This window comes from Algoriphagus sp. (assembly GCF_039969895.1).
Classification (GTDB): domain Bacteria; phylum Bacteroidota; class Bacteroidia; order Cytophagales; family Cyclobacteriaceae; genus Algoriphagus.
This window is the reverse complement of sequence record NZ_JBDVMZ010000012.1, coordinates 20,065-44,933: the sequence shown is the minus strand read 5'-3', so window position 1 is coordinate 44,933 and position 24,869 is coordinate 20,065. Positions and strand designations below refer to the sequence as shown.

Annotated in this window: 27 protein-coding genes and 1 pseudogene; 18 read left to right on the top strand and 10 right to left on the bottom strand. The window is 41.0% G+C overall.

The window, feature by feature from the left end; genetic code table 11:
- Positions 1–90 precede the first annotated feature (90 nt).
- Positions 91–804, bottom strand: a complete 714-nt coding sequence (gene pgl, locus ABJH64_RS06335) for a 6-phosphogluconolactonase (RefSeq protein ID WP_348275292.1) — start codon at positions 802–804, stop codon at positions 91–93.
- A 202-nt stretch (positions 805–1,006) separates the two neighbouring features.
- Positions 1,007–2,533 (bottom strand): glucose-6-phosphate dehydrogenase, encoded by a 1,527-nt coding sequence (gene zwf / locus ABJH64_RS06330; protein WP_348275293.1) that lies wholly within the window; start codon positions 2,531–2,533, stop codon positions 1,007–1,009.
- A 196-nt stretch (positions 2,534–2,729) separates the two neighbouring features.
- Here zwf and gndA point away from each other — a divergent pair, with 196 nt between their 5' ends.
- The 3 genes and pseudogenes from gndA to ABJH64_RS06315 form a co-directional block, all read left to right on the top strand.
- Positions 2,730–4,142 (top strand): NADP-dependent phosphogluconate dehydrogenase, encoded by a 1,413-nt coding sequence (gene gndA, locus ABJH64_RS06325; RefSeq protein ID WP_348275294.1) that lies wholly within the window; start codon positions 2,730–2,732, stop codon positions 4,140–4,142.
- A 111-nt stretch (positions 4,143–4,253) separates the two neighbouring features.
- A complete protein-coding gene (locus tag ABJH64_RS06320; protein WP_348275295.1) occupies positions 4,254–4,553 on the top strand; it encodes a nucleotidyltransferase domain-containing protein in 300 nt (99 codons plus the stop codon).
- Between the two features lie 94 nt (positions 4,554–4,647).
- A pseudogene (locus tag ABJH64_RS06315) lies at positions 4,648–4,890 on the top strand (HepT-like ribonuclease domain-containing protein); the annotation flags it as partial.
- Positions 4,891–5,120: 230 nt separating this feature from the next.
- Here ABJH64_RS06315 and ABJH64_RS06310 read toward each other — a convergent pair.
- The gene (locus tag ABJH64_RS06310; protein ID WP_348275296.1) at positions 5,121–5,711 is read right to left on the bottom strand and encodes a carboxymuconolactone decarboxylase family protein; all 591 of its coding nucleotides are present in this window, start codon (positions 5,709–5,711) and stop codon (positions 5,121–5,123) included.
- Between the two features lie 76 nt (positions 5,712–5,787).
- Complete coding sequence (locus ABJH64_RS06305) at positions 5,788–6,345, bottom strand: peroxiredoxin (protein ID WP_348275297.1); 558 nt, start codon at positions 6,343–6,345, stop codon at positions 5,788–5,790.
- Positions 6,346–6,446: 101 nt separating this feature from the next.
- Here ABJH64_RS06305 and ABJH64_RS06300 point away from each other — a divergent pair, with 101 nt between their 5' ends.
- Complete coding sequence (locus ABJH64_RS06300; RefSeq protein ID WP_348275298.1) at positions 6,447–7,376, top strand: hydrogen peroxide-inducible genes activator; 930 nt, start codon at positions 6,447–6,449, stop codon at positions 7,374–7,376.
- Positions 7,377–7,395: 19 nt separating this feature from the next.
- On the opposite strand, the gene ABJH64_RS06295 is transcribed toward ABJH64_RS06300, so the two are convergent.
- Entirely contained in the window at positions 7,396–7,899 is a 504-nt protein-coding gene (locus tag ABJH64_RS06295) for a hypothetical protein (protein ID WP_348275299.1), read from the bottom strand.
- A gap of 261 nt (positions 7,900–8,160) precedes the next feature.
- On the bottom strand, positions 8,161–8,727 hold the full coding sequence (locus ABJH64_RS06290) for a TIGR00730 family Rossman fold protein (RefSeq protein ID WP_348275300.1): 567 nt from the start codon (positions 8,725–8,727) through the stop codon (positions 8,161–8,163).
- 283 nt (positions 8,728–9,010) lie between these two features.
- On the opposite strand from ABJH64_RS06290, the gene ABJH64_RS06285 reads away from it, so the two are divergent.
- The 11 genes from ABJH64_RS06285 (at position 9,011) to ABJH64_RS06235 (ending at position 19,671) form a co-directional block, all read left to right on the top strand.
- Positions 9,011–9,586 (top strand): non-canonical purine NTP diphosphatase, encoded by a 576-nt coding sequence (locus ABJH64_RS06285; protein ID WP_348275301.1) that lies wholly within the window; start codon positions 9,011–9,013, stop codon positions 9,584–9,586.
- Between the two features lie 37 nt (positions 9,587–9,623).
- Positions 9,624–10,241 (top strand): uridine-cytidine kinase, encoded by a 618-nt coding sequence (locus ABJH64_RS06280; RefSeq protein ID WP_348275302.1) that lies wholly within the window; start codon positions 9,624–9,626, stop codon positions 10,239–10,241.
- Between the two features lie 123 nt (positions 10,242–10,364).
- Positions 10,365–10,721 carry a hypothetical protein gene (locus ABJH64_RS06275; RefSeq protein ID WP_348275303.1) on the top strand — a complete coding sequence of 119 codons (357 nt, stop codon included), beginning with the start codon at positions 10,365–10,367 and terminating at the stop codon, positions 10,719–10,721.
- A gap of 92 nt (positions 10,722–10,813) precedes the next feature.
- Entirely contained in the window at positions 10,814–13,783 is a 2,970-nt protein-coding gene (gene secDF / locus ABJH64_RS06270; RefSeq protein ID WP_348275304.1) for a protein translocase subunit SecDF, read from the top strand.
- A 138-nt stretch (positions 13,784–13,921) separates the two neighbouring features.
- The gene (locus tag ABJH64_RS06265; RefSeq protein ID WP_348275305.1) at positions 13,922–14,323 is read left to right on the top strand and encodes a molecular chaperone DnaK; all 402 of its coding nucleotides are present in this window, start codon (positions 13,922–13,924) and stop codon (positions 14,321–14,323) included.
- 170 nt (positions 14,324–14,493) lie between these two features.
- Positions 14,494–15,084, top strand: a complete 591-nt coding sequence (locus tag ABJH64_RS06260) for a histidine kinase (protein WP_348299521.1) — start codon at positions 14,494–14,496, stop codon at positions 15,082–15,084.
- Entirely contained in the window at positions 15,071–15,826 is a 756-nt protein-coding gene (locus tag ABJH64_RS06255) for an ATP-binding protein (protein ID WP_348275307.1), read from the top strand. The genes ABJH64_RS06260 and ABJH64_RS06255 overlap by 14 nt, the downstream gene beginning before the upstream one ends.
- Positions 15,827–15,881: 55 nt before the next feature.
- Complete coding sequence (locus ABJH64_RS06250; RefSeq protein ID WP_348275308.1) at positions 15,882–16,514, top strand: response regulator transcription factor; 633 nt, start codon at positions 15,882–15,884, stop codon at positions 16,512–16,514.
- Complete coding sequence (locus tag ABJH64_RS06245; protein ID WP_348275309.1) at positions 16,511–17,557, top strand: Gfo/Idh/MocA family oxidoreductase; 1,047 nt, start codon at positions 16,511–16,513, stop codon at positions 17,555–17,557. Before ABJH64_RS06250 ends, ABJH64_RS06245 begins: the two co-directional genes overlap by 4 nt.
- Before the next feature lie 57 nt (positions 17,558–17,614).
- Positions 17,615–18,061, top strand: a complete 447-nt coding sequence (locus ABJH64_RS06240) for an outer membrane insertion C- signal (RefSeq protein WP_348275310.1) — start codon at positions 17,615–17,617, stop codon at positions 18,059–18,061.
- Between the two features lie 143 nt (positions 18,062–18,204).
- On the top strand, positions 18,205–19,671 hold the full coding sequence (locus tag ABJH64_RS06235; RefSeq protein WP_348299523.1) for a glycine--tRNA ligase: 1,467 nt from the start codon (positions 18,205–18,207) through the stop codon (positions 19,669–19,671).
- Between the two features lie 149 nt (positions 19,672–19,820).
- On the opposite strand, the gene ABJH64_RS06230 is transcribed toward ABJH64_RS06235, so the two are convergent.
- Entirely contained in the window at positions 19,821–20,159 is a 339-nt protein-coding gene (locus tag ABJH64_RS06230; RefSeq protein WP_348273861.1) for a hypothetical protein, read from the bottom strand.
- Positions 20,160–20,262: 103 nt separating this feature from the next.
- Here ABJH64_RS06230 and crtD point away from each other — a divergent pair, with 103 nt between their 5' ends.
- A complete protein-coding gene (gene crtD, locus ABJH64_RS06225; protein WP_348273862.1) occupies positions 20,263–21,729 on the top strand; it encodes a 1-hydroxycarotenoid 3,4-desaturase CrtD in 1,467 nt (488 codons plus the stop codon).
- 62 nt (positions 21,730–21,791) lie between these two features.
- On the opposite strand, the gene rlmH is transcribed toward crtD, so the two are convergent.
- Positions 21,792–22,265, bottom strand: a complete 474-nt coding sequence (gene rlmH / locus ABJH64_RS06220) for a 23S rRNA (pseudouridine(1915)-N(3))-methyltransferase RlmH (RefSeq protein WP_348273863.1) — start codon at positions 22,263–22,265, stop codon at positions 21,792–21,794.
- A gap of 178 nt (positions 22,266–22,443) precedes the next feature.
- Between rlmH and ABJH64_RS06215 the strand changes: the two genes are divergently transcribed.
- The gene (locus ABJH64_RS06215; RefSeq protein ID WP_348273864.1) at positions 22,444–22,950 is read left to right on the top strand and encodes a fasciclin domain-containing protein; all 507 of its coding nucleotides are present in this window, start codon (positions 22,444–22,446) and stop codon (positions 22,948–22,950) included.
- Positions 22,951–23,297: 347 nt separating this feature from the next.
- On the opposite strand, the gene ABJH64_RS06210 is transcribed toward ABJH64_RS06215, so the two are convergent.
- Positions 23,298–23,771, bottom strand: a complete 474-nt coding sequence (locus ABJH64_RS06210) for a YcxB family protein (RefSeq protein WP_348273865.1) — start codon at positions 23,769–23,771, stop codon at positions 23,298–23,300.
- 149 nt (positions 23,772–23,920) lie between these two features.
- On the opposite strand from ABJH64_RS06210, the gene ABJH64_RS06205 reads away from it, so the two are divergent.
- On the top strand, positions 23,921–24,148 hold the full coding sequence (locus tag ABJH64_RS06205; RefSeq protein ID WP_348273866.1) for a hypothetical protein: 228 nt from the start codon (positions 23,921–23,923) through the stop codon (positions 24,146–24,148).
- On the opposite strand, the gene ABJH64_RS06200 is transcribed toward ABJH64_RS06205, so the two are convergent.
- Positions 24,145–24,552, bottom strand: a complete 408-nt coding sequence (locus ABJH64_RS06200; RefSeq protein ID WP_348273867.1) for a transcriptional repressor — start codon at positions 24,550–24,552, stop codon at positions 24,145–24,147. The two genes, ABJH64_RS06205 and ABJH64_RS06200, sit on opposite strands and share 4 nt — an antisense overlap.
- Positions 24,553–24,869: the final 317 nt, after the last annotated feature.

Genomic DNA, 24,869 nt, shown 5'->3' with positions numbered 1-24,869 from the left:
TTTGAATCTCGACTTGGCCTAAATGAAGATCCTTTTATCAAAATTCATCCTACGGGGTAAAAGAAATTAATCAAACCAAAAGCTGGTTTTTCAGCTAATCCCTCGGGCTGCTTCCTCATCTAAAAACCAGATCAATTCCCCATCTGAGGGCTGAACTAGGTGAGCAGGATAAAGGGCAAAGTCTTTTTCCTTTTTGATGATTTCTTTGACCTTTTCGGCCTTGGCAGCTCCAGTGACTAGGAATGCAACTGTTTTGGCGTTGTTGACCACCTTTCCTGTGATGGTTACTCTTTTTTGGCCGGATTCAGGATGAGTTGCCACTACACAGTTTGCTTTAGCATCCCATAGCTGTATAGAGTCTGGAAAAATAGAAACGGTATGTCCATCGTCGCCGAGCCCAAGCATGACTAGGTCAAATTGAGGAATCCCATTCGCTGTAGGAAGTTCTTCATTCAGTAGCTTACCATAGCGAATAGCTTCTTCTTCGGGGTCATTTTCCCCCTGAATCCTGAAAATGTTCTCTTCAGGCATATCGATTTTTGAAAGCAAATGATCCACCGTCATCTTATAGTTACTCTCTGTATCAGTGGGAGGAACACAGCGCTCATCTCCCCAATAAAAGTTGATATTATCCCAAAATATCTCTTCGCTCAGTTCTCTTGCGATGTAATCGAAAATCACTTTAGGGGTGCTTCCACCAGACAGCGCCACGTGGATTTTTTCGCCTGTATCGGACATATCTTTTAATAGATAGGCAACTTCTTCTGCCAGACTTTCCTTGGTATTGGAAACAATAATATTCATTGGTGAGAGATTTATACTACTTACTAATTCTGATTATCCTCAATGATGCCAGTCTCCTTGCATTCCTTGCCAATCCTATAGGAAGAGTGAAAACCGGTAACCGAAGCTGCCTCAACTCTTAAGTTTGATTTTTTATAGGTTACTTTTGCTTCTTTACTGATGATACAGCGGATATATCTGATACTAAAGAAAGGAAAATAAGTTAGAGTATGCAGAATCCGGTCTCGTCAGTCAACCGCTTACCGGGATTTCTCCAACCGAAATGTCCATCGAACATGTCGTCTGAGTTTCTTGGTCCCCAAGTTCCTGCCGCATAGCCGTAGGTAGGCACATCTTCATTTTCCCAATATTTCAAAATAGGATCTACGAATTTCCAAGCTGCTTCCACCTCATCCGCTCTTGCATAAAGCGTCGCATCGCCTTGCATCGCATCTAAGAGCAGTCTTTCGTAAGCATCCATGATTTCTGCCGAGTCAAGATCCGAGTAATAAAAATCCATATTTGCCTGCTCCACATGGAAGCCCAAGCCAGGAACTTTCACCCCAAACTTAATCAAGATCCCTTCATCAGGCTGAATTCGGATGATGATTTTGTTGTCTTTCTTGTACACATCCTGACTTTTGAACACCTCATGTGCTGGAGACTTAAAGTGAATCACCACCTCAGTTACTTTGGTAGGCATGTACTTCGCAGTTCGCACGTAAAATGGTACATCCTTCCAACGCCAGTTGTCCACAAAAAACTTAACCGCGGCAAAAGTCTCCGTTTTAGAATCCGGATCAACTCCATCTTCTTCTCGGTAGCCTTTTACTTTTTGACCATCTATAGTCGATGCGACATATTGTCCCTTCATCGTATGCGTGGATAGCTCTTTGTCACTAGCCATGATTCGAAGCGACTTCAGCGCCTTCACTTTCTCATCACGGATTTCTTCCGCACTCGAATTGATCGGTGGCTCCATCACGATGAGTGATACGACCTGTAGCAAATGACTTTGAAACATATCCCGAAGAGCCCCTGACTTGTCATAATAGCCTCCACGCTTCTCTACACCTACGGTTTCAGCATTGGTGATTTCCACATGATGAATGTATCGACGATTCCATATAGGCTCGAAAAGCGAATTAGAAAAACGAGTTACTAATAGATTCTGGACAGTTTCTTTGCCCAAATAGTGGTCGATTCTATACACTTGCTGCTCATTGAAATATTTATGCAAGCCTTCGTTTAATTCCTTCGCCGTCTCTAGACTGTATCCGAATGGTTTCTCGACGATGATTCTCTTCCAGCCATTTTCTTCCGTCGTAAGACCCGCTTCGCACAGATTCTTAGCGATAACTTCATATAAGCTAGGAGGGGTGGAGAGATAGAAGATATAATTCTCTTCACAGCCTTTCTCATCATTCAGCTTTTTGATTCTTTTAGCTAGACCACTATACTCGCTGTCATAAGCATCGCCAAGATCTTCATAAAACATTTTTTCAGCAAAAGCAGCTATGTAAGCCTTTTCTTCCTTGCTGATTTTATCGATCAAGAATTTACTTTCCTGAATAATTTTCAAACGAAATTCCTCATCCGTCATCGCGCTTCTACTTGCTCCCAAAACCACGAAGTTCTCAGGAAGGTGTTTACCCTTGTACAGGTTATAAATAGCCGGAACCAGTTTTCGTGCAGTCAAATCACCTGATGCTCCAAAAATAATAAGCATCTGGTTTTGTGTTTTTTTCATTGGTAGGGACTTATTTTTAAGGTTTTTGTATCAAAACCCGACTTTGGGTGAGCACAAATTTATCAATCTTACTACAATGCCAACCGTCAATCCATTAATTTTGGAAGGCAGAGAAGCAAAAATAACGCATATTTATTTCTAACCTTGCAAGCAGTATGGGCTTAGAATAAAATTTGAAAAACAACAAATAGAAACGATGGAGTACAGCAAGTATGATTTTGGATTAGTTGGTCTTGGGGTGATGGGGCGAAATTTTATTTTGAATGTTGCTGACAATAATTTCACAGCTTTTGGATATGACCTCAGCGAAGGTCAGGTGAAAGCTATGGAAGTGGAGGCTGAGGGCATGGATAATGTGAAAGCTACCACGGATGTCAAAACATTTATTCAGGCTTTGTCTATTCCACGGAAAATCATGCTTTTAGTGCCGGCAGGGAAAATCGTAGATCATGCGATTGAGAATATTTTGCCTCTTCTGAACAAAGGTGATATCATCATAGATGGAGGGAATTCATTCTTTACCGATACCGACAGAAGAGAAGCTTACTTGAAAGAGAAGGGAATTCACTTCTTCGGTTCTGGAGTATCTGGTGGAGCAGAGGGTGCTAGAAAAGGTCCTAGCATCATGCCAGGTGGGGACAAAGAAGCTTACGAGTATGTGAAGCCAATTTTCGAAGCAGTTTCTGCAAAATACAAAGGCGAACCATGCGTCGCTTACTTGGGCCCGAAATCAGCGGGAAATTATGTCAAGATGGTGCATAACGGCATAGAATACGCCATGATGCAGCTGACTTCTGAGATCTATGACCTGCTGAAAAAGTCCTGTGATCTATCGAATGAAGAACTTCACCAAGTTTATGACACGTGGAACAAAGGCCGTTTGCAATCTTTCTTAGTAGAAATCACTGCGGAAATTTTCACACAAAAAGATGAGTTGACTTCAGCTGATTTGGTGGATATGATTCTAGATAAAGCCAAGCAAAAAGGAACAGGGAAATGGACTTCTCAGAATGCGATGGATTTGGGAATTCCTGTTCCGACCATCGATATGGCGGTAAGTATGCGTGAGATTTCTGCGTTGAAAGACGAGAGAGTCCAGGCGGACGAATTGTATTCCCGCCCTGAAGTAGCGCATATCGCAAAAGAAGAGTTGATCGCTCAGGCAGAACAAGCGCTTTATTTCTCTTTTATCATCGCTTATGCACAAGGTTTGCATCAGTTGATGTACGCTTCGAAGGAGTACGGATACGATTTGGATATGTCCACCATTGCTAAGATCTGGAGAGCAGGTTGTATTATCCGTGCCGGATTGTTGGCCGATATCGCGGAAGCTTACACTGCGGATAATTCCATTCCAAATTTGCTGCTTTCTCCTTCTTTCGTTCCTAAAGTACAAGGTACTTTGCCAGCAGTTCGTGAGGTAGTTGCTTTTGCTGCGAAAAACGGAATTCCTGTTCCGGGACTATCTTCTGCATTGAGTTATTTTGATGCCTATACCTCTACAAAACTTCCACTTAACCTGATCCAAGCTCAGCGAGATCACTTCGGATCACATACCTACGAGCGAACTGATCGTGAGGGAATTTTCCATACGGAATGGGGGAAATAGGAGTTGGCAGTGGTCAGTGATCAGTTTTCAGTCACAGTATGCAAAAGCTCGCTAAAAATATTGGCGAGCTTTTGTGTTTAGTCTATTTCAGAGTATTTCGTATTTTTAAGCATGGGAATTATCCAAACCAATATTGATAAGATCAATCAGCTTTGTGTCAGCCATAAAGTAGATAAACTCTATGTTTTTGGTTCTGTCGTATCTGATTCCTTTAATCCCAAAAGTGATATTGATCTACTGGTGTCCTTCCAAAAGATAGATTTGTTCAATTATTTTGACAATTACCTAGATCTGAAAAATAAATTGGAGAAGCTGCTCAAACGAAAAGTTGACTTAGTCGAAGAACAAACACTAAAAAACCCAGTACTAATAAGGTCAATCGATCGCAATAAGCAGCAGATATATGGATGAGAGAATTGAAAAATGGCTATATGATATTCATTTTTCGATTCAGGAAATTGAGAGTTATTTCCCATCTGAAGAATAGAATTTTTTTGATTTTAGGAAAAACTCAATGCGAAAAAGAGTTGTAGAGAGACATCTTGAAATAATTGGTGAAGCATTTAATCGCATTTTGAAAAGAGATCCTTCTTTTGAAGATAAAATCAAAACTGCAAGATCCATTGTTGGACTTAGAAATCAAGTAATTCATGCCTATGACAATATATCAGATGAAAACATCTGGTCGATTCTTATTAATCATTTACCGAAGCAAAAAGCTGACATTAAAGAGCTGTTGGCTGTATAAAAATTAGGATAGTAGTAGCCGGAACTTGAATTTACTCATTCCAAGTACCTCGGTTTATGAAAGATAGGTTTTAGAGATTGGTGGTTTCCAGCTTCTGCAAAGCAGGACAACAGCTACAAAATATCTCCTTGTGCTCTCTGCGAAACCTCTGTGCTCTCTGCGGTTAAAGCAACAAAAAAACCTCCCGATCGCTCAGGAGGTTTTTGCATTTATATACCGGACTATAATTCTTAATAGATCACTTTTACCATGCTCGTGATGACAGAAGCCATACGGATAGATTCAAAAATTCTTTCTTCACTAGTTCCCAATTCGATTAGGTGATTCTCGTGAGAAGCCACACACATTTGGCAGCCATTTACTGCAGAAACTGCCGTAGAGATCAATTCGAAGAACTCTTTGCCTAACACAGGATTCATCATAATGTTCATGCGAAGTCTGGCAGGGATTTGACCGTACTTTTCCTTTTCCACAAAGTGGCGGAATCTGTACAAAACGTTATTGCTGCTAAGCAAAGAAGCACAGGCTACCGCTTCACCGATCTCGGCAATAGTAGCTTCGTTTTCCTCGGCTAATTTTCTAAAAAATATCTGGAGGGGATTGTTTGCCGCGTTAGCTGCAAGTGCCAAGCCCATCAAAGCAACTTCCTTTTGGTTTAGCTTATCGCCTTTGAGGATAGTCTTGAAGTTAAGTTTCAAATCTTTCACATATCTGGAATCAGCATCGCCCAGATTTCTCAAAGATTCATTGGTAAATTCTTCATTCAAGCCAACTACTTCTAATAGTTCGGCTACTGATTGATTAATATTTAATACTTCCATGGTGTCAGATTAAGGTTTGAAACAAGCAAAGGAGATCCTGAGACCTCCTTTGCAGCAAATAATTTTGAGATCTGAATTAGTTCAGGTTCAACGTAGCTTCTCCTTTTTCCCAGTTGCAAGGGCAAAGCTCATCAGTCTGAAGCGCATCAAGTACTCTCAATACTTCTTCTACATTTCTTCCTACAGAAAGATCGTAAGCAGATACCCAACGAACGATTCCTTGAGGATCGATGATGAAAGTAGCTCTGTAAGCGATTTTCTCAGATGCTTCCAGGATACCAAGTTCTTCTGCAAGAGACTTAGAAGTATCCGCTAGCATTGGGAATTTAAGGTCACGAAGATCTTCGTGGTTGTTTCTCCATGCCAAGTGAACGAATTCAGAATCAGTAGAAGCTCCTACCAAAACAGCGTCTCTGTCTGAGAATTCACCTGCATTTTTGTTGAATTCAGCGATTTCAGTTGGACATACAAAAGTAAAATCCTTTGGCCACCAGAACATCACCATCCATTTGCCATCGACAGTGTGGATATCATTGCTGATCGTCTTGAATTCTTGTCCTTTTTCTCTTGATACTACTGCGGTTTTTTCGAAGGCTGGGAATTCAGCTCCCAAACCAAGCATACGGCTTGTCATAATATTGTAAGGTTTAGTTTTCAAAATTGTTATACAAAGTTGCTCCACATTTTCTCATCAATCAAATTAATAATTCTTATCTATTTATAACTTTGGGTTATATGACCATAGCCCAACTTGAATACATTGTAGCCCTGGACAATTTCAGGCATTTTGTCACTGCGGCAGAAAGCTGTAATGTCTCTCAGCCAAACCTGACAACACAGGTGAAAAAATTGGAAGAAGAGATAGGTGTCAAAATTTTCGATCGCGACACAAAACCACTCAGTCCGACAGTTGCTGGCAATTTGATACTGATGAAAGCCAGAAAAATTCTTAAAGAAGTCTCAGAATTAAAGGAATTCGTGCTCACGGAGAAGGAATCGTTAGAAGGTGAGTTTACCCTTGGTGTGATTCCCACTGTTTCTCCGTACCTGCTTCCTCTGTTTTTGCCCGAGTTTGTTAAAGCAAATCCGCAGACCAAGTTGATCATTCGCGAGATGCAGACCACCGAAATCATTCAGGAATTGCAACGCGGAACGCTAGACATCGGGCTGTTGGCCACTCCGCTGGAGGAAAAATCCATCCGGGAAGTTCCCTTATTTTACGAGCCATTTCTTTTGTACCTACCGGAAGGCCATCCTTTTTTGAAAAGGAAGCATCTTATCCCAGCGATGTTGGACCCTAATCAAGTCCTAGTGCTGGACGAAGGCCACTGCTTTAGAGATCAGATTCTCTCTATTTGCAATGCTAAAGCGACTAAAAATAACTTCGGATTTGAGTTTCAAAGTGGCTCCATAGAGTCGCTGAAGCGATTGGTGGACAAAGGCGTCGGTTATACACTAGTCCCGGAGATGGCGGTGATAGATCAGAAACAATCGGAGGTTTTGAAACGATTTGATTCGCCCGAACCTGTACGGGAAATCAGCTTAGTAGTGACCAAAAACTTCACCAAGAATGTTTTGATACACGCTATTCGAAAATCAATTTTGTTGTCAATTCCTGAACGATTTCAGAAAGAGGATCAATATAAAATGATCAATTTGAAGTAGTCTGTCGCCTTGAGAAAACCTATCCTACTTTTAGGCGAAGTTCGCCATGTCTTTTCACCACTTTCAGATCGAAGTGCTGATTGATAAAAGCTTTGCAATGATTTTCGGCCCATTCAGCGCGAGAATCCGAATCAAAAAGAATGGTCATCCGAAGCATTGTCTTGACATATTGCTCGTAAATCCCTAGCTCGTTCACATATCCCACAAGAGCTGCAGACCAATCCTCTTGGAATTTTTCTAGATGAGTTCTCCCATCAAAAAGCATCTCGAGCTGATTATCTCCATGTTTAAAACGATAGATACCGCAAAGCTGACGGTAAATCATGCGAACTCGATCTCGAGGAAAATCAAATGTGTCAAGAATTTGAGCATAGGTGGCATCCATCAACCGAAGCGGATTATACAGAGAAGTATAGGAGCGCTTCAATTCAAAAATCATTCGATCAATTAATTCCTCCTCAAGCACGGATTGCGCTTGCCGAAGGATGTAATTTTTGTCTAATGGAAAGAGTTTCTGGATCATGCCTGGGCAAAAATAAGAAATTATCTTTTTAAGATGGTTTTAAATAGTTTATTATGTTAGGTGTCGGATGCCCGGTGCCTTTCCGAAACTCCAACATTTTACATTCATTAGTAAAAATCTCACAGTTGTTCTGCTTCTCCAGAAGCAGGACATTAAAGATCAAAATTTTATCCTCATTTGGGTTTCTAGACTGTCTTCGACTTCGCTCAGGCAAACATCAATTACCAGACATCCAACATCGGGCATCTGGCACCCAGCATCTCATCCCCAATCTGCCGGCCGTCTCGCCTCATATTTATCAATTTGATCCAACAAATCAGCAGGATCATCGGAAACAATCAATAGCTCTTCCTGCTCCGGATACATAAATCCTTCCTTCATCGCATGTTCCAAAAAAGCGATTAGCTTATTGTAATATCCATTCACATTATACAGTGCCAGCGGCTTTTGAATGTAGTGAAGTTGGTTCAGCGTCATGATCTCAAACAGTTCTTCCAGTGTGCCGATACCGCCTGGCATCGCGATGAAAGCATCACCACGCTCGGCCATCAGCCACTTGCGATCACGCATCGTTTCCACGATAATCAATTCGGTGCAGCCACGATGAGCCACTTCTCTATCTACCAGTTTCTGAGGAATTATTCCCAATACCTGTTTGCCAGCACCTAGCATTTCATCCGCTATCACGCCCATCAATCCCACTCTTCCGGCTCCATAAACTAGGGATTGGTCACGCTTGATCATTTCCTGCGCCAAGGCACGTGCGCCCGCTTCATAGACTTTATTATCGCCCTTTCGTGAACCGCAGTAAATGGTGATTTTCTTCATAGGATTTAATTCAACGTTAAATTCGAAATTACTCGTTTCTATTTTTTAATGCACAGGCTCAAGGAAGTTTTTACACTAGCTTAATGGTTATGGAAGAAATAGTGTTTTGGTTTAGAGTTGAACAAAAAAGTGTTCAAAAGTATCAAGAAGGTCCTCTTTATCGATAGTAAACACTACTGTTGAAGCAGCTTCGGTCTCTCGATTTCGGTCTGTTAGCCCTTCATTTAGGGTAATTATATTAACGGCATCATGGCAAGTATTCATTAAACGCTATTTTTGAATCATGAAAATATGTTTTGCTACCAACAATCCGAAGAAAATTGAAGAGGTAAAAGCTGCCTTGGGAGATAGTTTTGAGATAGTTTCTCTAAAAGATATAGGCTGCTCGGATGAGCTTCCAGAGACGGGAGACACGCTTGAGCACAATGCTTTTCAAAAAGCTAGGTATGTGAAGGAACATTTTGGGTTGGATTGCTTTGCAGATGATACTGGGTTGGAGGTAGATGCGCTTCAAGGGGAGCCGGGAGTTTTTTCTGGTAGATATGCCGGTGAGCCTCGAAGTGACGAACGAAATATTGATTTGTTATTAAAAAATCTAGGAGATACGTCGTTACGGACCGCACGATTTAAAACCGTCATTGCACTGCTACTTGAGGGTGATGAATACAAATTTGAGGGCGTAGCAGAGGGAGAGATACTTACCATGCGCACAGGAAATGGAGGCTTTGGATACGATTCCATATTTCGTCCTGTTGGATATACCCAATCATTTGCCGAATTGACTATGGAGCAAAAGAATCAGATCTCCCATCGGGGGAAAGCTGTCGCGGAGCTCATTACCTTTCTTAACCATAGATAATTCTGTAATAAGCAGAAAATCAGTTTAACTTTGCCCCATGCAAAAACCATTCATCGTCGGTATTACAGGCGGATCGGCCTCCGGAAAAACACTTTTTTTAGAGCGATTACTTAATTCCTTTGATGAAGGCGAGGTTTGTTTGATTTCCCAGGACAATTATTACCGACCTCGAGAATTACAACCGATTGATGAGCATGGTGTTCATAATTTTGACAGGCCGGAGAGCATAGACTTTGAAGAATATGCTTCAGACATTCGCAAGATCCAAGCTGGAGAGACTGTACAGCGTGAGGAATACACTTTTAATAATGCGGCCAAAACGCCCAAGCTGTTAACTTTCACAGCAGCACCCGTCGTAGTGGTGGAAGGGATTTTTGTGTTGTATTATCCAGAATTGGCTAATCTGCTTGATCTTAAGATTTTCATCGATGCTAAGGATCATATCAAACTCAAGCGTAGGATCATCCGAGATAAAGTGGAGCGGGGCTATGATCTGGATGATGTGCTTTATCGCTATGAGCAGCATGTGATGCCAACTTACGAGAAGTACATCAAGCCTTTTATGAATGATGCCGATTTGATTGTGCCAAATAATCACAATTTTGACAAAGCACTCGAGGTCATTCGTACTTATCTGAGAGCGAAAACGGCTTGAAACAGTTAGCCAGACTAGCGATAGTCAGCTCATTTTCATATCCTTTATTGATTTTGTGTTGGACTATCAGAAAATCTTAGCGTTGAAACACTCCTTTTAAATATTTGGCTATATTTGCCCCGCATGAAACAAACTAAACGAAATAGCAACCTATTCCAACAACGCCTAACGGTGGTGCTGGCTTTGCTACTATGTTTGTTTATTTCCAGTGTAGAATATATTCCTGAAAACAGTGGAGTAGCGAAAGTAGAAAATCAAGACAAAGCTGCTTCTAACGACCAGGATCAAACTTTTTTGAATGTAGCGTTGGATGCCGTAGTGCCTTTTGTGGTAAACGTATCGCATAACGCCTTCTACCTTATTTATGAAATTATCCGTTTTGAAGGGGCTACTTTCATCACCGAATCAACTTCTGTCTTTCAGCCGAATCAGCTCGTAGAAATACTTTTTGAGCGAATAATATCCACCAAAGGACCCTGATTTCTCTTCAATTCTGAATTTCCTTAGTGCTTCCTGATTCACAGTGAAGCCATTTATCTGTATTTACAATCAATAAATAATTTCAATTTCTCATGCAAAACAAAGGTGTCATTGTGTTTTTGACAGTGATCGTTACAGCACTTTGTCTGTACTATCTGTCATTCACATTTGTATCAAATAATATCCAAAAAGATGCGCAAGAGTACGCAACAGATGCGTCTGGCAACGTGGATTTTTCTAAAAGACAAAGCTATCTGGATTCCATCTGGAGAGCTCCGGTGTATAGCTTCTTAGGGGCAGATTATACTTTCCAAGAGGTAAAAGAAACCGAACTAGGATTGGGTCTGGATCTTCAGGGCGGTATGCACGTGACCTTGGCAGTTTCCCCAGTGGAAATTGTAAAAGGACTGGCTGGTAATCCTAAAGATGCTGCTTTCAATGCTTCTGTAGAGGAAGCTCGTGAAGAAGCAAAAACTTCCACCACCAAATATGTGGATCTATTCTATGCCGCTTGGCAGAAAAATAGTGCAGGTAAGAATCTAAGTTCAATTTTCGCTACTGCTGCTAACAGAGGTCGAATTTCTTTGGAATCATCGGATTCTGAGATCCTTGAGATCATCGATAATGAAGTAGAAAATGCGATCGAACGTTCATTCAACATCCTAAGAACTCGTATCGATAGATTTGGTACTTCTCAGCCAAACATTCAGAGAATTCAAGGTTCTGGCCGTATTCAGATTGAATTGCCAGGTGTGGACAACCAAGAAAGAGTTAGAAATCTTCTTCAGGGTGTAGCTAAACTTCAATTCTGGCAAGTAGTAGAAATTAATGAAATCGGTGCTGCACTGGAAACAGTAAACAGTGCTTGGGTAGCTGCTAATGCATCTTCCGAGCCAGCTGCTGCTGATACAGTTTCTACAGAAGAGCTTACGGGAGAAGATTCATTAAGAAATGCGCTTGAAAAACAACTGGCAGAGATCGATCCAGCTTCTGGAGACAATAGCGTTTCTCCATTGTTTAGCTTGTTGAAGCCTAACTATGGCTTGGCATATGAGCTTCGTGATACCATGGCTATCAACAGGATCATCAAAAATCCAGACTATAAGTCACTATTGCCAAGAGATATCAAGTTGCTTTGGGGTGTAAAGCCATTTGAAGCAGAAGATGGAACGGAGACATTGGAGCTATATGCTATCCAAGCTGAGAGAGGAACTGACGAAGCTCCGCTTGAAGGTGATGTAGTCACTGACGCTCGCCAAACGCTAGATCAAACATCAAGACCAGCTGTATCTATGCAAATGAATGCAGAAGGTGCTAGAAAGTGGAGAAAACTAACTGCTGAGAATATCGGGAGAAGAATTGCTGTAGTGCTGGATGACTATGTATATACTGCTCCTGTGGTAAATGGTGAGATCCCAACGGGACAATCGGAAATCTCTGGTAACTTCTCTTTACAGGAAGCTCAGGATTTGGCAAACATCCTAAAGTCTGGTTCTCTTCCAGCTCCTACACAGATTGTAGAGGAAAGCATTATCGGCCCAACCTTGGGTAAAGAAGCATTGAACCAAGGTTTGATCTCCATGGTGGCAGGTTTAGTTATTGTGGTTTTGTTCATGGTAGCGTATTATGCTAAGGGTGGTTTTGTCGCTATTGCAGCATTGGTTTTCAACATCTTCTTCATCCTAGGAATTCTAGCCCAGCTAGGAACAGCGTTGACGTTGCCAGGTATTGCTGGTATAGTATTGACTATTGGTATGTCGATAGATGCTAACGTGTTGATTTTTGAGCGTATCAAAGAAGAACTTCGTAATGGAGTAAACTTGATCGCCGCGATCAATGCAGGTTACAACAAAGCATTCTCTGCTATTCTTGACTCCAACGTTACGACGTTCCTTACTGGTGCGATTTTATTTGCTTTGGGACAAGGTCCAGTGAAAGGCTTCGCCATCGTATTGATGATTGGTATCGCATCTTCCTTCTTCTCTTCCGTATTTATCACTCGAGTGATAGTGTCATGGATGAGCAAAAAAGGCGACAATAGCTCAATTAGCTTTGCTTCTCCTTTTGCTAAGAACGCATTGAGCACATTGAATTTTGATTTCTTGGCCAAAAGAAAAGTAGCTTATTTGATCTCTTCTGCCATCATCGTAGTAGGTCTAGGCATCGCTGCTGTCAATGGATTGAAGTTCGGTGTTGACTTCACTGGAGGTCGTTCGTACATCGTTGCATTTGACGAGCCGATAGCCGCTTCTGAGTTGAAATCAGGTTTGGATAGAGAGTTTGACGGTTCGGTAGAGGTGAAAACTTACGGAGCTAACAATACTTTGAAAGTGACTACATCTTACTTGGTAAATGAGGATGATGCTGAGTCAAATCTTGAAGTAGAAAGCAAAGTGAAAGAAGGAATTGCTTCTGTGACTGGATTGACCTATACAGATGACGCAGAAGCATTAACTTCTGGACAATTCGCTATCACTGGTTCTTCCAAGGTAGGCGCTACTGTGGCAGATGATATCAAAGCATCTTCTGCCGAAGCGATGATCGTAGCTCTAGTTGCTATCTTCCTTTATATCTTATTGAGATTCCGTAAGTGGCAGTTCTCTTTGGCTTCTATCATAGCCTTGATTCACGATACCTTGTTTGTGATTGCAGCTTTTGCTATCGCAAGTGCATTTGGAGCTACGTTTGAGATTGATCAGGTATTCATAGCGGCGGTATTGACGGTGATAGGTTACTCGATTAACGATACCGTGATCGTGTTTGACCGTATTCGTGAGAATATCGAGAATAGAGGAACTCATAAGTTGGTGAAAGTATTCAATGATGCCATCAATCAGACGCTTGGTCGTACCTTGATCACTTCATTCACTACCTTGATTGTAGTGATTGTGTTGCTGATATTTGGTGGTGAAGTATTGAGAGGTTTCTCTTTTGCGTTGTTCATCGGTATTCTGGTTGGTACGTATTCTTCCATTTATATCGCTACGCCGATCGTAGTGGATCTGATGAAAAGAGAAATCGACAACGAGAATGCATCCAAAGAAGCGAAGAAAGTTGCTTAATTAAATACATTGTTATTTTTCATAAAGGAGTGAGACATAATCTCACTCCTTTTTTATTGCCTAGTGGTAGATAATATGCTTATCTTTTGGGGTATTATTTCCACAGTTAAAATCCACATTTTAAAAAATCACTTTTCCATGAAAATCAGCAAAGCAGACTTCGAAAGCATGAAAGCTAAATATGACAAGGAAGTCAAAAAAGGTAAGGCAGGCAAAGGAAAGAATGGCAAAGACAAGGATAACCAGACCGGCTGGATATTTTTTGACAGAGGTACCTTAGAAAATTTATTGGCTAAAACTGACAATGATCCCAGTATTGGTGGAATTCAGTTTTATTTCACTCAGTACACAGAAGAAACTGCAGAGAAAGTATATCCTAAAGAGGCAGCTGCCTATACAGGTCAGATGACTTTAGTGATGCGAGCTGCAAACCTGAAGGATAATAAATTTGTGAAAATTGAATTAGGAGAAGAGGATGAATACCAAAATAATGGGGTTCAATGTCCTTATCACTGTGAACCAGAACCTACTGATACTTAAAAATGGAGCCTAGATTTTTCGAAGCTTTTCTAATGCCATATTTAGTTGTATTAGATATACTTTCATTAACTGGAATCATCTACTTCTGCATGTTGCCAAAGGAACAAAAAGCCAATACTAGTTATTGGCTGCCTTTGGTAATATTATTATTCACATGTTTTTTTGAAAACATGGGGGCCTATTGCAATTATAATACAGCATTCAATAAGGAAGTAAATGCTTTCTTTGGGAACACTGAGAATCCTAGATACAATCTGTGGTTGTACAACATTGCCAATAAGCAAATCAGTACAATTTTGTATCTCTTTTTAATAAAATCCTGGCTTAAACCCTCTAAAAAGAAATATATCACCTGGATGCTTGTGGTTTTTATAAGTGTTGCATTTTATTTTCAAATCACTGATATAGAGCCTGTTTATTCATTTCAGCCGATCATATTTGCAATAGGTGCGAATATGATGGTTATAGGCATCGGACTTTATTTCATTGGGTTGATCACTGATGAAACATTTCTAAATTCCAATCCATTGAAGTTGATCTCCTTTTGGCAGATGACATTTCTGTTATTTACCTATTCCTTATCCTACATTAATTCTATAGCATTGGAATTTTTTTTAACATTTAATGAAGATCTAGGTAGATCTCTTATACAAATTGATATTGTATTGGGAGTTTTAACTAAGATTATCCTACTGCTGACAATCGCTTCGCCTAAGCTTCCTAAACTATTTGAAAGAGAGCCAATTTATGGATTCAGTTGAGAGCCAAGTTTACATAATAATCTTTTCTACGTTGTTTTTGGGTGGTATCATGTCCACATTCGTGATATCCATGGTCTTTATCCATAGGCAGCGGCAAGCTCAAAACCAGCAGAAACTCGATCATATCAAGTCTGAACATGAGAAGACCTTGCTGAATATTGAGAATGAAATTCAACAAGAGACCCTCACTCATATAGGTCGTGAGCTCCATGATAACATCGGTCAGCTACTTTCTTTGGCAAAGCTAAATTTTGGTTCTATTAAGCCAGAGAAGCAAGAGGAGGGAAAAAATATACTTAGCCAGGCGATACAAGAAGTGCGCGGCTTATCCAAACAGCTTAATTTAGATTGGGTGGAGTCCATCAGCATCAACGAGTTTGTAGCACAGCAGCTCACAAAAATCCAGAACACAGGTTTCTGTGAAACTACCTTAGAGGCAGAATTTGACTTGGTTGATTTGCCCAAGGATCAAAAACTTGTCCTAATTCGGGTTATTCAGGAGTCGCTGAATAATGCAATAAAACATGCATCTCCAGATCATCTGAAGATTGAAATGAGATCTATTGATGGTAAAAGACAAATCCTGATTAAAGATGATGGGAAGGGATTTGATTCCACTCAAAAATCAAATGGTAGTGGAATGTACAATCTCAAAAAGAGAATGGAGACGATTGGAGGTGGATTTGACTTGACGTCTGTTGTCGGAAAAGGTACAGAAATCAATTTAACCTTGCCTAATTAGAATTAAGAGTATAATTTTAGACTACTCACCTCGAAATTCAAAACCCCTAATACTAATGATCAGGATTGCCTTGGCTGATGACCATAAATTATTTGCAAAAGGAATAGAAGGAATTCTGGAAGAAGAATTTGATCTGATGGTTGTTGGCGTTTTTCCTAACGGCAAAGATCTTTGTGACTACATAGCTGAAAATCAGATTGATGTAGTTTTGACAGATTTGAATATGCCGATAATGGATGGTTTTGGCGTGTTGAATCACTGCAAGGAAGCTCACCCTGAGCTGAAGGTGGTTGTGCTCTCCATGTACGACGAGGAGAAAATCTACAAACAATGCATTGATCTGAAAGCAGATGCTTTTATCCTAAAAGACGCCGATCCAGACGAGTTGATTTTTACCATTCGTGAAGTTTTTGAAGGTCGCCATGTGCTTAATTTCGACCGAGTCAAAAAGCAAGCACTTCAAGGAGCGTATTTTGATGCCTTTCGTGTAAAATATAAGCTGTCCCGAAGGGAAACTGAAATCATCCACCTCATCAAAGACGGAGTCCAAAATAAGGAAATTGCGGTTTTGCTCAACCTAAGCAAGCAGACCGTAGAGACGCACCGCAAGAACATCCATCTTAAACTACAAGTCAGTTCCCGGATTGAGCTGGTAAACAAAGCCCACGAAATGAACCTCTACCAATGAGCAACCCGATCAAAACAGCCATTGTAGGTTTCGGTTCTGTAGCCGAAAAAATGCACGCACCACTAATCGATGTCTGCGCTGAACTTCAGCTAGTAGCTACTGTAGAGCGCCATGCTGCCAAATGTGCATCGATCTATCCGGGAATCACCACTTTTAAAAGCCTGGATGAATTGCTCGAGGCTAATGCAGCAGACCTGATCGTGATCACAACGCCTAATGAATTCCATTTCCCGATGGCAAAAAAATGCCTGGAAGCTGGTAAACACGTGGTCGTAGATAAACCTGTCACTATTTTCTCCCATGAAGCGGAGGAGTTAAATACATTGGCTGAGAAGAAAGGCTTGATTTGTTCGGTATTTCATAACCGCCGTTACGACGGGGATTTTATGACTTTGCAGAAGTTAGTAAGAGAGGGTGATCTTGGAGATTTGGTTTATTTGGAGTCTCATTTTGACCGCTTCCGTCCAGAAGTGACAGAGAATTGGAGGGAAAAAGAAGTTCCTGGAAATGGAATAACTTTCGATCTCGGATCGCATTTGATTGATCAGGTTGTCTTACTTTTTGGTTTGCCTAATTGGATCCAAGCGGATATTCGCAAGCAGAGAACTGGAGCTATAGCTGACGATTACTTCGATATTAATTTGGATTATGGTTCTTTGAAAGCAAGGGTGACTGCGGGTGTTCTCGTCAATGTGCCGACTCCCAAGTTTTTGCTTTTAGGGAAAAAAGGTTCCTACCAAAAGTTTGGGCTAGATGTGCAAGAAGCAGCTTTCAAAGCCGGGCTACAGCCACATGGAACAACTTGGGGTGTAGAGACTGAGGAGAAGTGGGGGAAATTGTTTCTCAATGATCAAACCAAAGCTTACGAAACAATCCCGGGAGATTATAGAATTCTCTACCAAAATGTTGCCGACGCTATATTGAAAGGCAGTTCCCTACACATTACCATACCACAGACCATCAGCGTTTTGAAGATAATTGAGGCCTCTTTCAAGAGTAATGAACTAGGTATGAGGATTTCCAGAGAAGAAGGAGGCTGGTAATTCTGGCTATTTTTGGCTGAAGTTTTGGATACGTCGATTCAGAATAAAAACTGAATTATGAAAAAAGTATTCTTATTAGCATTTGCTCTTTTTGCATGTATATCGATTTCTCAAGGGCAAGTAGCAGTTGGTATCAATTTCCAGACTTCTGATACGTTTATCACCGTAGGCTCTGATCCCAATAATGAATTCTTCGGAGAAGCAAGACTAGGCATTGGCCACGATATCGGTCTTGAATTGATGGGAGGCTATAATTTCATGAGAAAAAGCGAGGTCAATGCCTATGTTGGTTTAGGATTGGGCCTGTTGGGAGACCATCACCACAAGCACCACAAGCATCATGAAGATCACAATGATATCTATGTCGCTATACCAGTAGGCGTATTGATTACTCCATTTGATACCAAGAATTTAGGCTTTTTAATTGAAGCAGCGCCGGTAATTGCAAATCACCACGATACCTACCTCAGAGGGGGTATTGGAGTAAAATATACCTTCAGATGAAAAAATAAAACCACCACCAACCAAAAAGGTCAACTCATCGATGAGTTGACCTTTATTTTTTGAATCAGTATTTGAGCATGTTTTGAAGAAATTGAAATTTTGACCGCCCTTAGATTTCAATTAGTTTCCTTAATTTTGCCGCTATGGCAAAAACAGCAACTCCTGCGGAAAACGCGCAATTGAAAGATATTATTTCCCATGCCAAAGAGTATGGATTTGTTTACCCTAGCTCTGAGATCTACGATGGCTTGCAAGCTGTCTATGATTATGGTGCCTATGGCGTAGAGTTGAAAAACAACCTGAAGCGTCTGTGGTGGGAGACCATGACTCGAGTGCAGGACAATATCGTCGGGATAGATGCAGCGATTTTTATGCATCCTACCACCTGGAAAGCTTCCGGTCACGTGGATTCCTTTAACGACCCGATGATCGACAACAAGGATTCTAAGAAAAGATACAGAGCTGACGTCCTTGTCGAAGAGCATGCTGCAGTATTTGAAAGAGCAGGAGATGTGGAAAAAGCGAATGCTTTGACAGGAGCTTTGGCGAGATTACTGGAAGCTGAAGATCTGGATGGCGTGAGAGATTTGATCACCAACGAAGGTATCAAATGTCCTATCTCCGGGACTTCCAACTGGACAGATGTTCGTCAGTTCAACCTGATGTTTTCTACTCAAGTGGGGTCTGTGGCGGAAGATTCTACGACTATCTATTTGAGACCCGAGACGGCTCAGGGTATTTTTGTGAACTTCCTAAACGTGCAGAAAACTGCCAGGATGAAAGTTCCTTTTGGAATCGCTCAGATTGGTAAAGCCTTTCGAAATGAGATCGTAGCTCGTCAGTTTATTTTCCGTATGCGTGAGTTTGAGCAGATGGAAATGCAATTCTTCGTGCGCCCCGGCACTGAGTTGGAGTGGTACCAGAAGTGGGCAGATATGCGCATGAAGTGGCACTTGGCACTTGGGATTCCTGCGGAAAAGCTTCGCAAGCATGATCACGAGAAGCTAGCTCACTACGCAAATGCAGCCATGGATATAGAGTTTGACTTTCCATTTGGCTTTAAAGAAGTGGAAGGTATTCACTCCAGAACTGATTTTGACTTGAAGTCGCATCAGGAATTCTCCAGAAAGAAGCAGCAATACTTCGACCCGGAAGTGAATCAGAATTACATTCCATATGTGATCGAGACTTCTATCGGAGCAGATCGTTTGTTCTTGTTGACACTTTGCAACGCCTATACTGAAGAGAATACAGAGGAGAAAAGCAGAACTTTCTTAAAACTTCACCCAGCTATCGCGCCTGTGAAAGCAGCAATTCTTCCGATCACGAAAAAAGATGGTTTGCCTGAAAAGGGTCAGGAGATCGTGGAGTTGTTGAAATATGATTTTAATATCATCTATGAGGATGCGGCTTCCATCGGTAAGAGATATGCACGTCAGGATTTGATCGGAACTCCATTCTGTATCGCTGTAGATCACCAGACGCTAGAAGACAATACCGTGACTATCCGTCATCGTGACACAACTGAGCAGGAGCGAGTTTCTATCGCTGAGCTTCATGGAAGAATTGCTGAAGCGACAAGTTTCAGAAGAGTGTTTGAGAAGCTTTAAGGTCGGGCGCTTGATGTCCGATGACCGATGCAAAAAGCCCGTTTGAATTCTTCAGACGGGCTTTTTCATGTACCGTAGGGAAATGCTTTGTCTCACAGTTTAGCCGCAGAAAACGAGCTGTGAGTTTTTTTGATTTTAAGTGTTTTATTCTACTGCTTTATCCAGATAGATTTGTCACTTTCCTCTTGGAGTGATCCGTCACTCAGTTGTTTAAAAATAAACTCCAATCCAAACTGATCACTTTTTTCAACTTTGATTTTATCTCCTTCGATCTTATAGGAAGTTCGGGAAATCATATCTCCACCAACTACATCAGCTACTCCGGCGGCAGCGAACGTGATGACTCTACTACAAGGAAACATAAGGCCGCCGCTCGGCTCGCAGCCTTCCATCCTATGGACATAAGTTCCTAAGATCTCGGGTTCATCGAGTTTTTCACAGGAAAAGAACATAAATCCTAATAAAAAGAGGTGTAGAATGTTTTTCATAAAAGGGATTCAATTGTAAGATCAGTACAAATGCGAACGGATGATTACTATAAGTAAACTAACAATATTTAAATATGCTAGTTTTGAGTTGAAGAAGGTTAAGATGACAAAGAAAGTACTTATCATAGGTTCAGGTATCGCAGGGATAGCTTCAGCTATTCGACTAGCAGTAAAAGGTTACGCCGTCGAAGTGTATGAAGCGAATGATTATCCAGGTGGAAAACTTAGCGAGATAACCTTGGGAGGTTACCGATTTGACGCAGGACCTTCACTTTTCACACTTCCCGAGCAGGTGGATGCACTTTTTCGCTTGGCGGGAAAAAAGCCTGAAGACTACTTCGAATATGAAAAGCTTGAGGTGGCTTGTCATTATTTTTGGGAAGATGGGACAAGGCTCAAAGCTTTTGCTGATCTGAATCTCTTTGCTGAGGAAGTACAAACAAAATTGGGCGAACCAAGTGGGCATATTCGAGAAGCACTTCGAAAATCCGCATTCATTTATGATAGTCTGGCTCCACTTTTTATGAATCGCTCTTTGCACAAGTTGAATACTTGGACAAATCCCCAGGCGATGAAGTCTTATCTGAAAATGGGGAAACTGGGGATTTTCTCCACCATGAATGAAGCAAATAAAAAGCAGTTTAACCACCCCAAACTGGTTCAGCTTTTCAATCGATACGCTACTTACAACGGGTCAAACCCTTTCGAAACTCCTGCCACGCTGAATATCATTCCTCATCTGGAGTTCAACATCGGAGCTTTTTTTCCAAAAAAAGGTATGCACGATATCACGATGAGCTTATACAAACTCTCAAAGGATCTTGGAGTCAAGTATCATTTCGGGCAGAAAGTGGAAAAGGTTCTGGTTGAAAACGGCGAGGCAAAAGGAGTTCGAGTAAAGGGGGAAGACCGCTTCGCAGATCTGGTGGTAAATAATATGGATATGGTCAATGCCTACAAGACCATTCTTAAAGATCAGAAGCAACCCAAGCTTTTGCTCAGCCAGCCAAAATCCAGCTCTGCGTTAATTTTTTATTGGGGGATCAAGCGGGACTTCCCTGAATTAGATCTTCATAATATTTTCTTCTCAGCTAATTATCCGGTAGAATTCGACCATATTTTCAATCGTGGGACTATCTATGAAGATCCTACCATCTATGTGAATATCACTTCTACACACAAAGCTGATGATGCTCCCCCGGGAGGAATGAATTGGTTTACGATGATCAATGTGCCCAATAATCAAGGGCAGGATTGGGATCATTTGATCGCTGAAGCTAAACGGAATATCATTCACAAGCTGAATCGAATACTCAAAACAGACATAGAATCGCTGATCGAAGTGGAGGAAATTCTGGATCCTAGAACTATAGAATCGAAAACTTCCTCTGCCCAAGGGGCACTTTATGGAAATAGCTCAAACAACAAGTTTGCAGCCTTTCTCCGACATGCAAATTACTCCTCTTCGATAAAAAACCTGTATTTCTGTGGAGGTTCTGTACATCCTGGAGGTGGAATTCCGCTTTGTTTGCTTTCTGCGAAGATTATGAGCGAAATGATAGGAGATTAGGATTCAGTGATCAGCTTACAGTCTTTGGAATCTGAGTGCTGATCATTGCGACTGCAACCTGCTTACTCATGATGGTACGGTTCATTTCTCAGTATTGTAAATCCACGATATACTTGCTCTATAAAAAATGGGCGTATCATCTGATGAGAGAAGGTCATCTTGGAGATGGACAGCTTAGCATTTGCTCGAGCATAGACTTGGTCTGAAAAGCCATATGGACCTCCGATTACAAAAATCAGTTGTTTTAGCCCAGCATTCATTTTTTTCTGAAGAAACTCGGAAAAATCAATCGAGCTATAGCTTTTGCCTCGCTCATCTAGTAAAATCACTTCATCGGAAGGGATGATATTTTTTAGAATCAGCTCACCCTCCTTTTCTTTTTGAAGTAGTTCGGAAAGAGACTTGGTGTTTTTCAAGTCTGGAATGACTTCAAAATCGAATTTGATGTAAAAGTTTAATCGCTTGCTATACTCCTCTATTAAGGTGAGGATGGCTTTGTTATCCGTCTTGCCGATGGCTATCAGTTTGATTTGCATGTTCAAATATCCAAAATTTCTATGTATAGATTAGATCAATAGGTGAGTTTGTCCTAGAAGGTTATGTGAGTGACCTAGTTGCTGTTGGGTAGTGCTGCTTCAGAAAAATGAAAACAATTACACACCCGCTGTGTTATTACCCCATTATACCAAATACAACAACTAACTATTAACAACCATGAAAAAATTAGGATTAGTAATGATGCTAGCGATGCTCGTATTAGCATCCTCTTTCACCACCAAAACAACTTCAGTGCATGAGACGAAATTCGACGCTGATATTGTTGACCTTGCGATCTCACAGGATTTCTTGTCCACTTTAGTAGCAGCAGTGAAGGCTGGCGATTTAGTGGGTACATTGAAAGGAGATGGTCCATTTACAGTATTTGCACCTACAAATGAAGCCTTTGCTAAGCTACCTGCTGGAACGGTAGAGAATTTATTGAAGCCTGAGAACAAAGCTCAGTTGGTTAAAATCCTTACTTACCATGTAGTGCCAGGAAAAGTAATGTCAAAAGACCTTAAAAACGGTCAAATGGCGAAGACAGTAGAAGGAAGCTCTATCAAGGTAACATTAAAGGATGGCAAAGCTATGATTAACAACGCAACTGTAACTACAGCTGATATTGAAGCTGATAACGGTGTGGTTCATGTGATCGATACGGTTATCATGCCATCAATGTAATTCAAGACTTATCTTGTATTAAGGAAGCCTGTTCATTTGGACAGGCTTTTTTTGCCTTGTTTTAGGAGATCCCTAGTCAGGATGCTCAAGCTGCAAAAAGTTGCACAGCTATATTTCATGTATATCCGCTTTTTTTCCAATATAGAGCCTATAATACAATAGGATTTGGTCAACTTAAGAATTGAGGCCGCTAGCGTTACCGGTCTTTTGTCTGGAAAAGCCTAGACATGTCGGGTATTGGCAAGGTTGAGAAGATTTTTAAAGACATCAATCGACTCCCCTCAAAATTCTATTGAAGCAAAAAGCCTCCCGATTTGGGAGGCTTTTGCTATGTATTGGGGATCTACTTATTTGATCAGTTCTTTGCGCTTTAGAATCGTTTCCATGAATTTTCGCTCATTTTCTGAATTGAATATTCGGAATGGAAGATGGATGAATTGTGCTTTGGACATGTAAAGTACATAGGCGTCTTTTCTAACCTCAGCGTTTTTGATCATATTCCACTGCACAGGCATGCCTTGCTTTGTATTGATTTTCATTAAAATCTGACGGCTGTCGATTTCGTAAGCCATCTTATCAAATATCACCTTATTTTGTTCCATTTGGGTGACTCCAGTGAATTGAATCGCCCAGAAAAGCACGTATAAGCCGTAAGCTAGTAATCCGCCGATTATCCACCAGATGGAAGGAATCCAAAAATAACCACACATTATTACGAGTGCGATTGGAATTACCCACCACTGTTCCTTAAGCACATTTACGAGGGCCATTTTGATATAGGTGCCAGTTGGGAGTTGATATTTTTTAGTTTTTACGATCATCACTTGTCTTTTTCAGAGCGCAAATATCCACCTATCCGGGGGATTTAACAAGTCCGCCTAACTCATAAAAATGTACTTTTCCAGAAACAAATCGGCATTACCATTGATTTAAATCTTGTATTCATTTATCTTATCTCAAATTTTTAGCGATGAGTAGTCTAGTAATTGATTTGATCCTCTGTGGTTTGGCTTATGTCATTCTGATTTATGTCATGGCCACTATGACCCACAACTCTATAAAAAAAGGGGGGAGCAGCGAGGATGATGGTGATGGCGGAATTGAGGATCTTACTCCTCCAAAAATTGATCTACCACCTGGAGTGCAGTGGCCTAGTGATTCGCCCAAGTCAAGAATTCATGAGCCGGTGGAATTTTAATGGCATTTATTGCAGATCCCTTGCACTAGTAGATTCACTTCTTTCTTTTTGAAGCCACTAGGCAGTTTGATTGACGGTAAACTGGTTGATTCTAAACAAGTCGTTTCCCCACATACTTCACATTTGAAATGAACGTGCTCGTGGTTATGGACTTCTTCATCATGTGAGCAAAGCGCATATTTAGTTGCACCGCTGTCGTCTAGTACTTTGTGCACCACGTCTTTTTCCACAAAAGTTTTTAGCGTACGGTAGATCGTTACCCGATCAAACTGGCTTTGCAGAGATTCTTCAAGATCCGAATGTGCCAAAGCAACTTGCTTATCTAAAAATTCACGAATTATCTCTTGGCGGCAATCTGTGATGCGAAGTTTGTGACTTTGTAGGATAGCTAGTGGTGATGACATAGGCATGGGTTTGAAACAAAACTAATCAAAAATTGATTTCTTTCTCGCAACGACGCGACGGCGCAACGTTTTGAAACAGATTACATGACTACTAGACTCCCGGCGTCCTAGCTTTAAAAACTCAAAAATATTCTTTTCAAAACCCTTTAGGCATAATCTTAATTTAATATTCTAGGCAGCTGTTAAAACAAAAAAGATCACGCAGTTGCGGCGTTGAGAGATTTTTTTAAAAAAAATGGGCACCATTTTCTGGCGCCCATTCAACTAATTGAATAAATCTAGATTTAAACCTACAAGGCTAAAAGAGACTTTTTTTG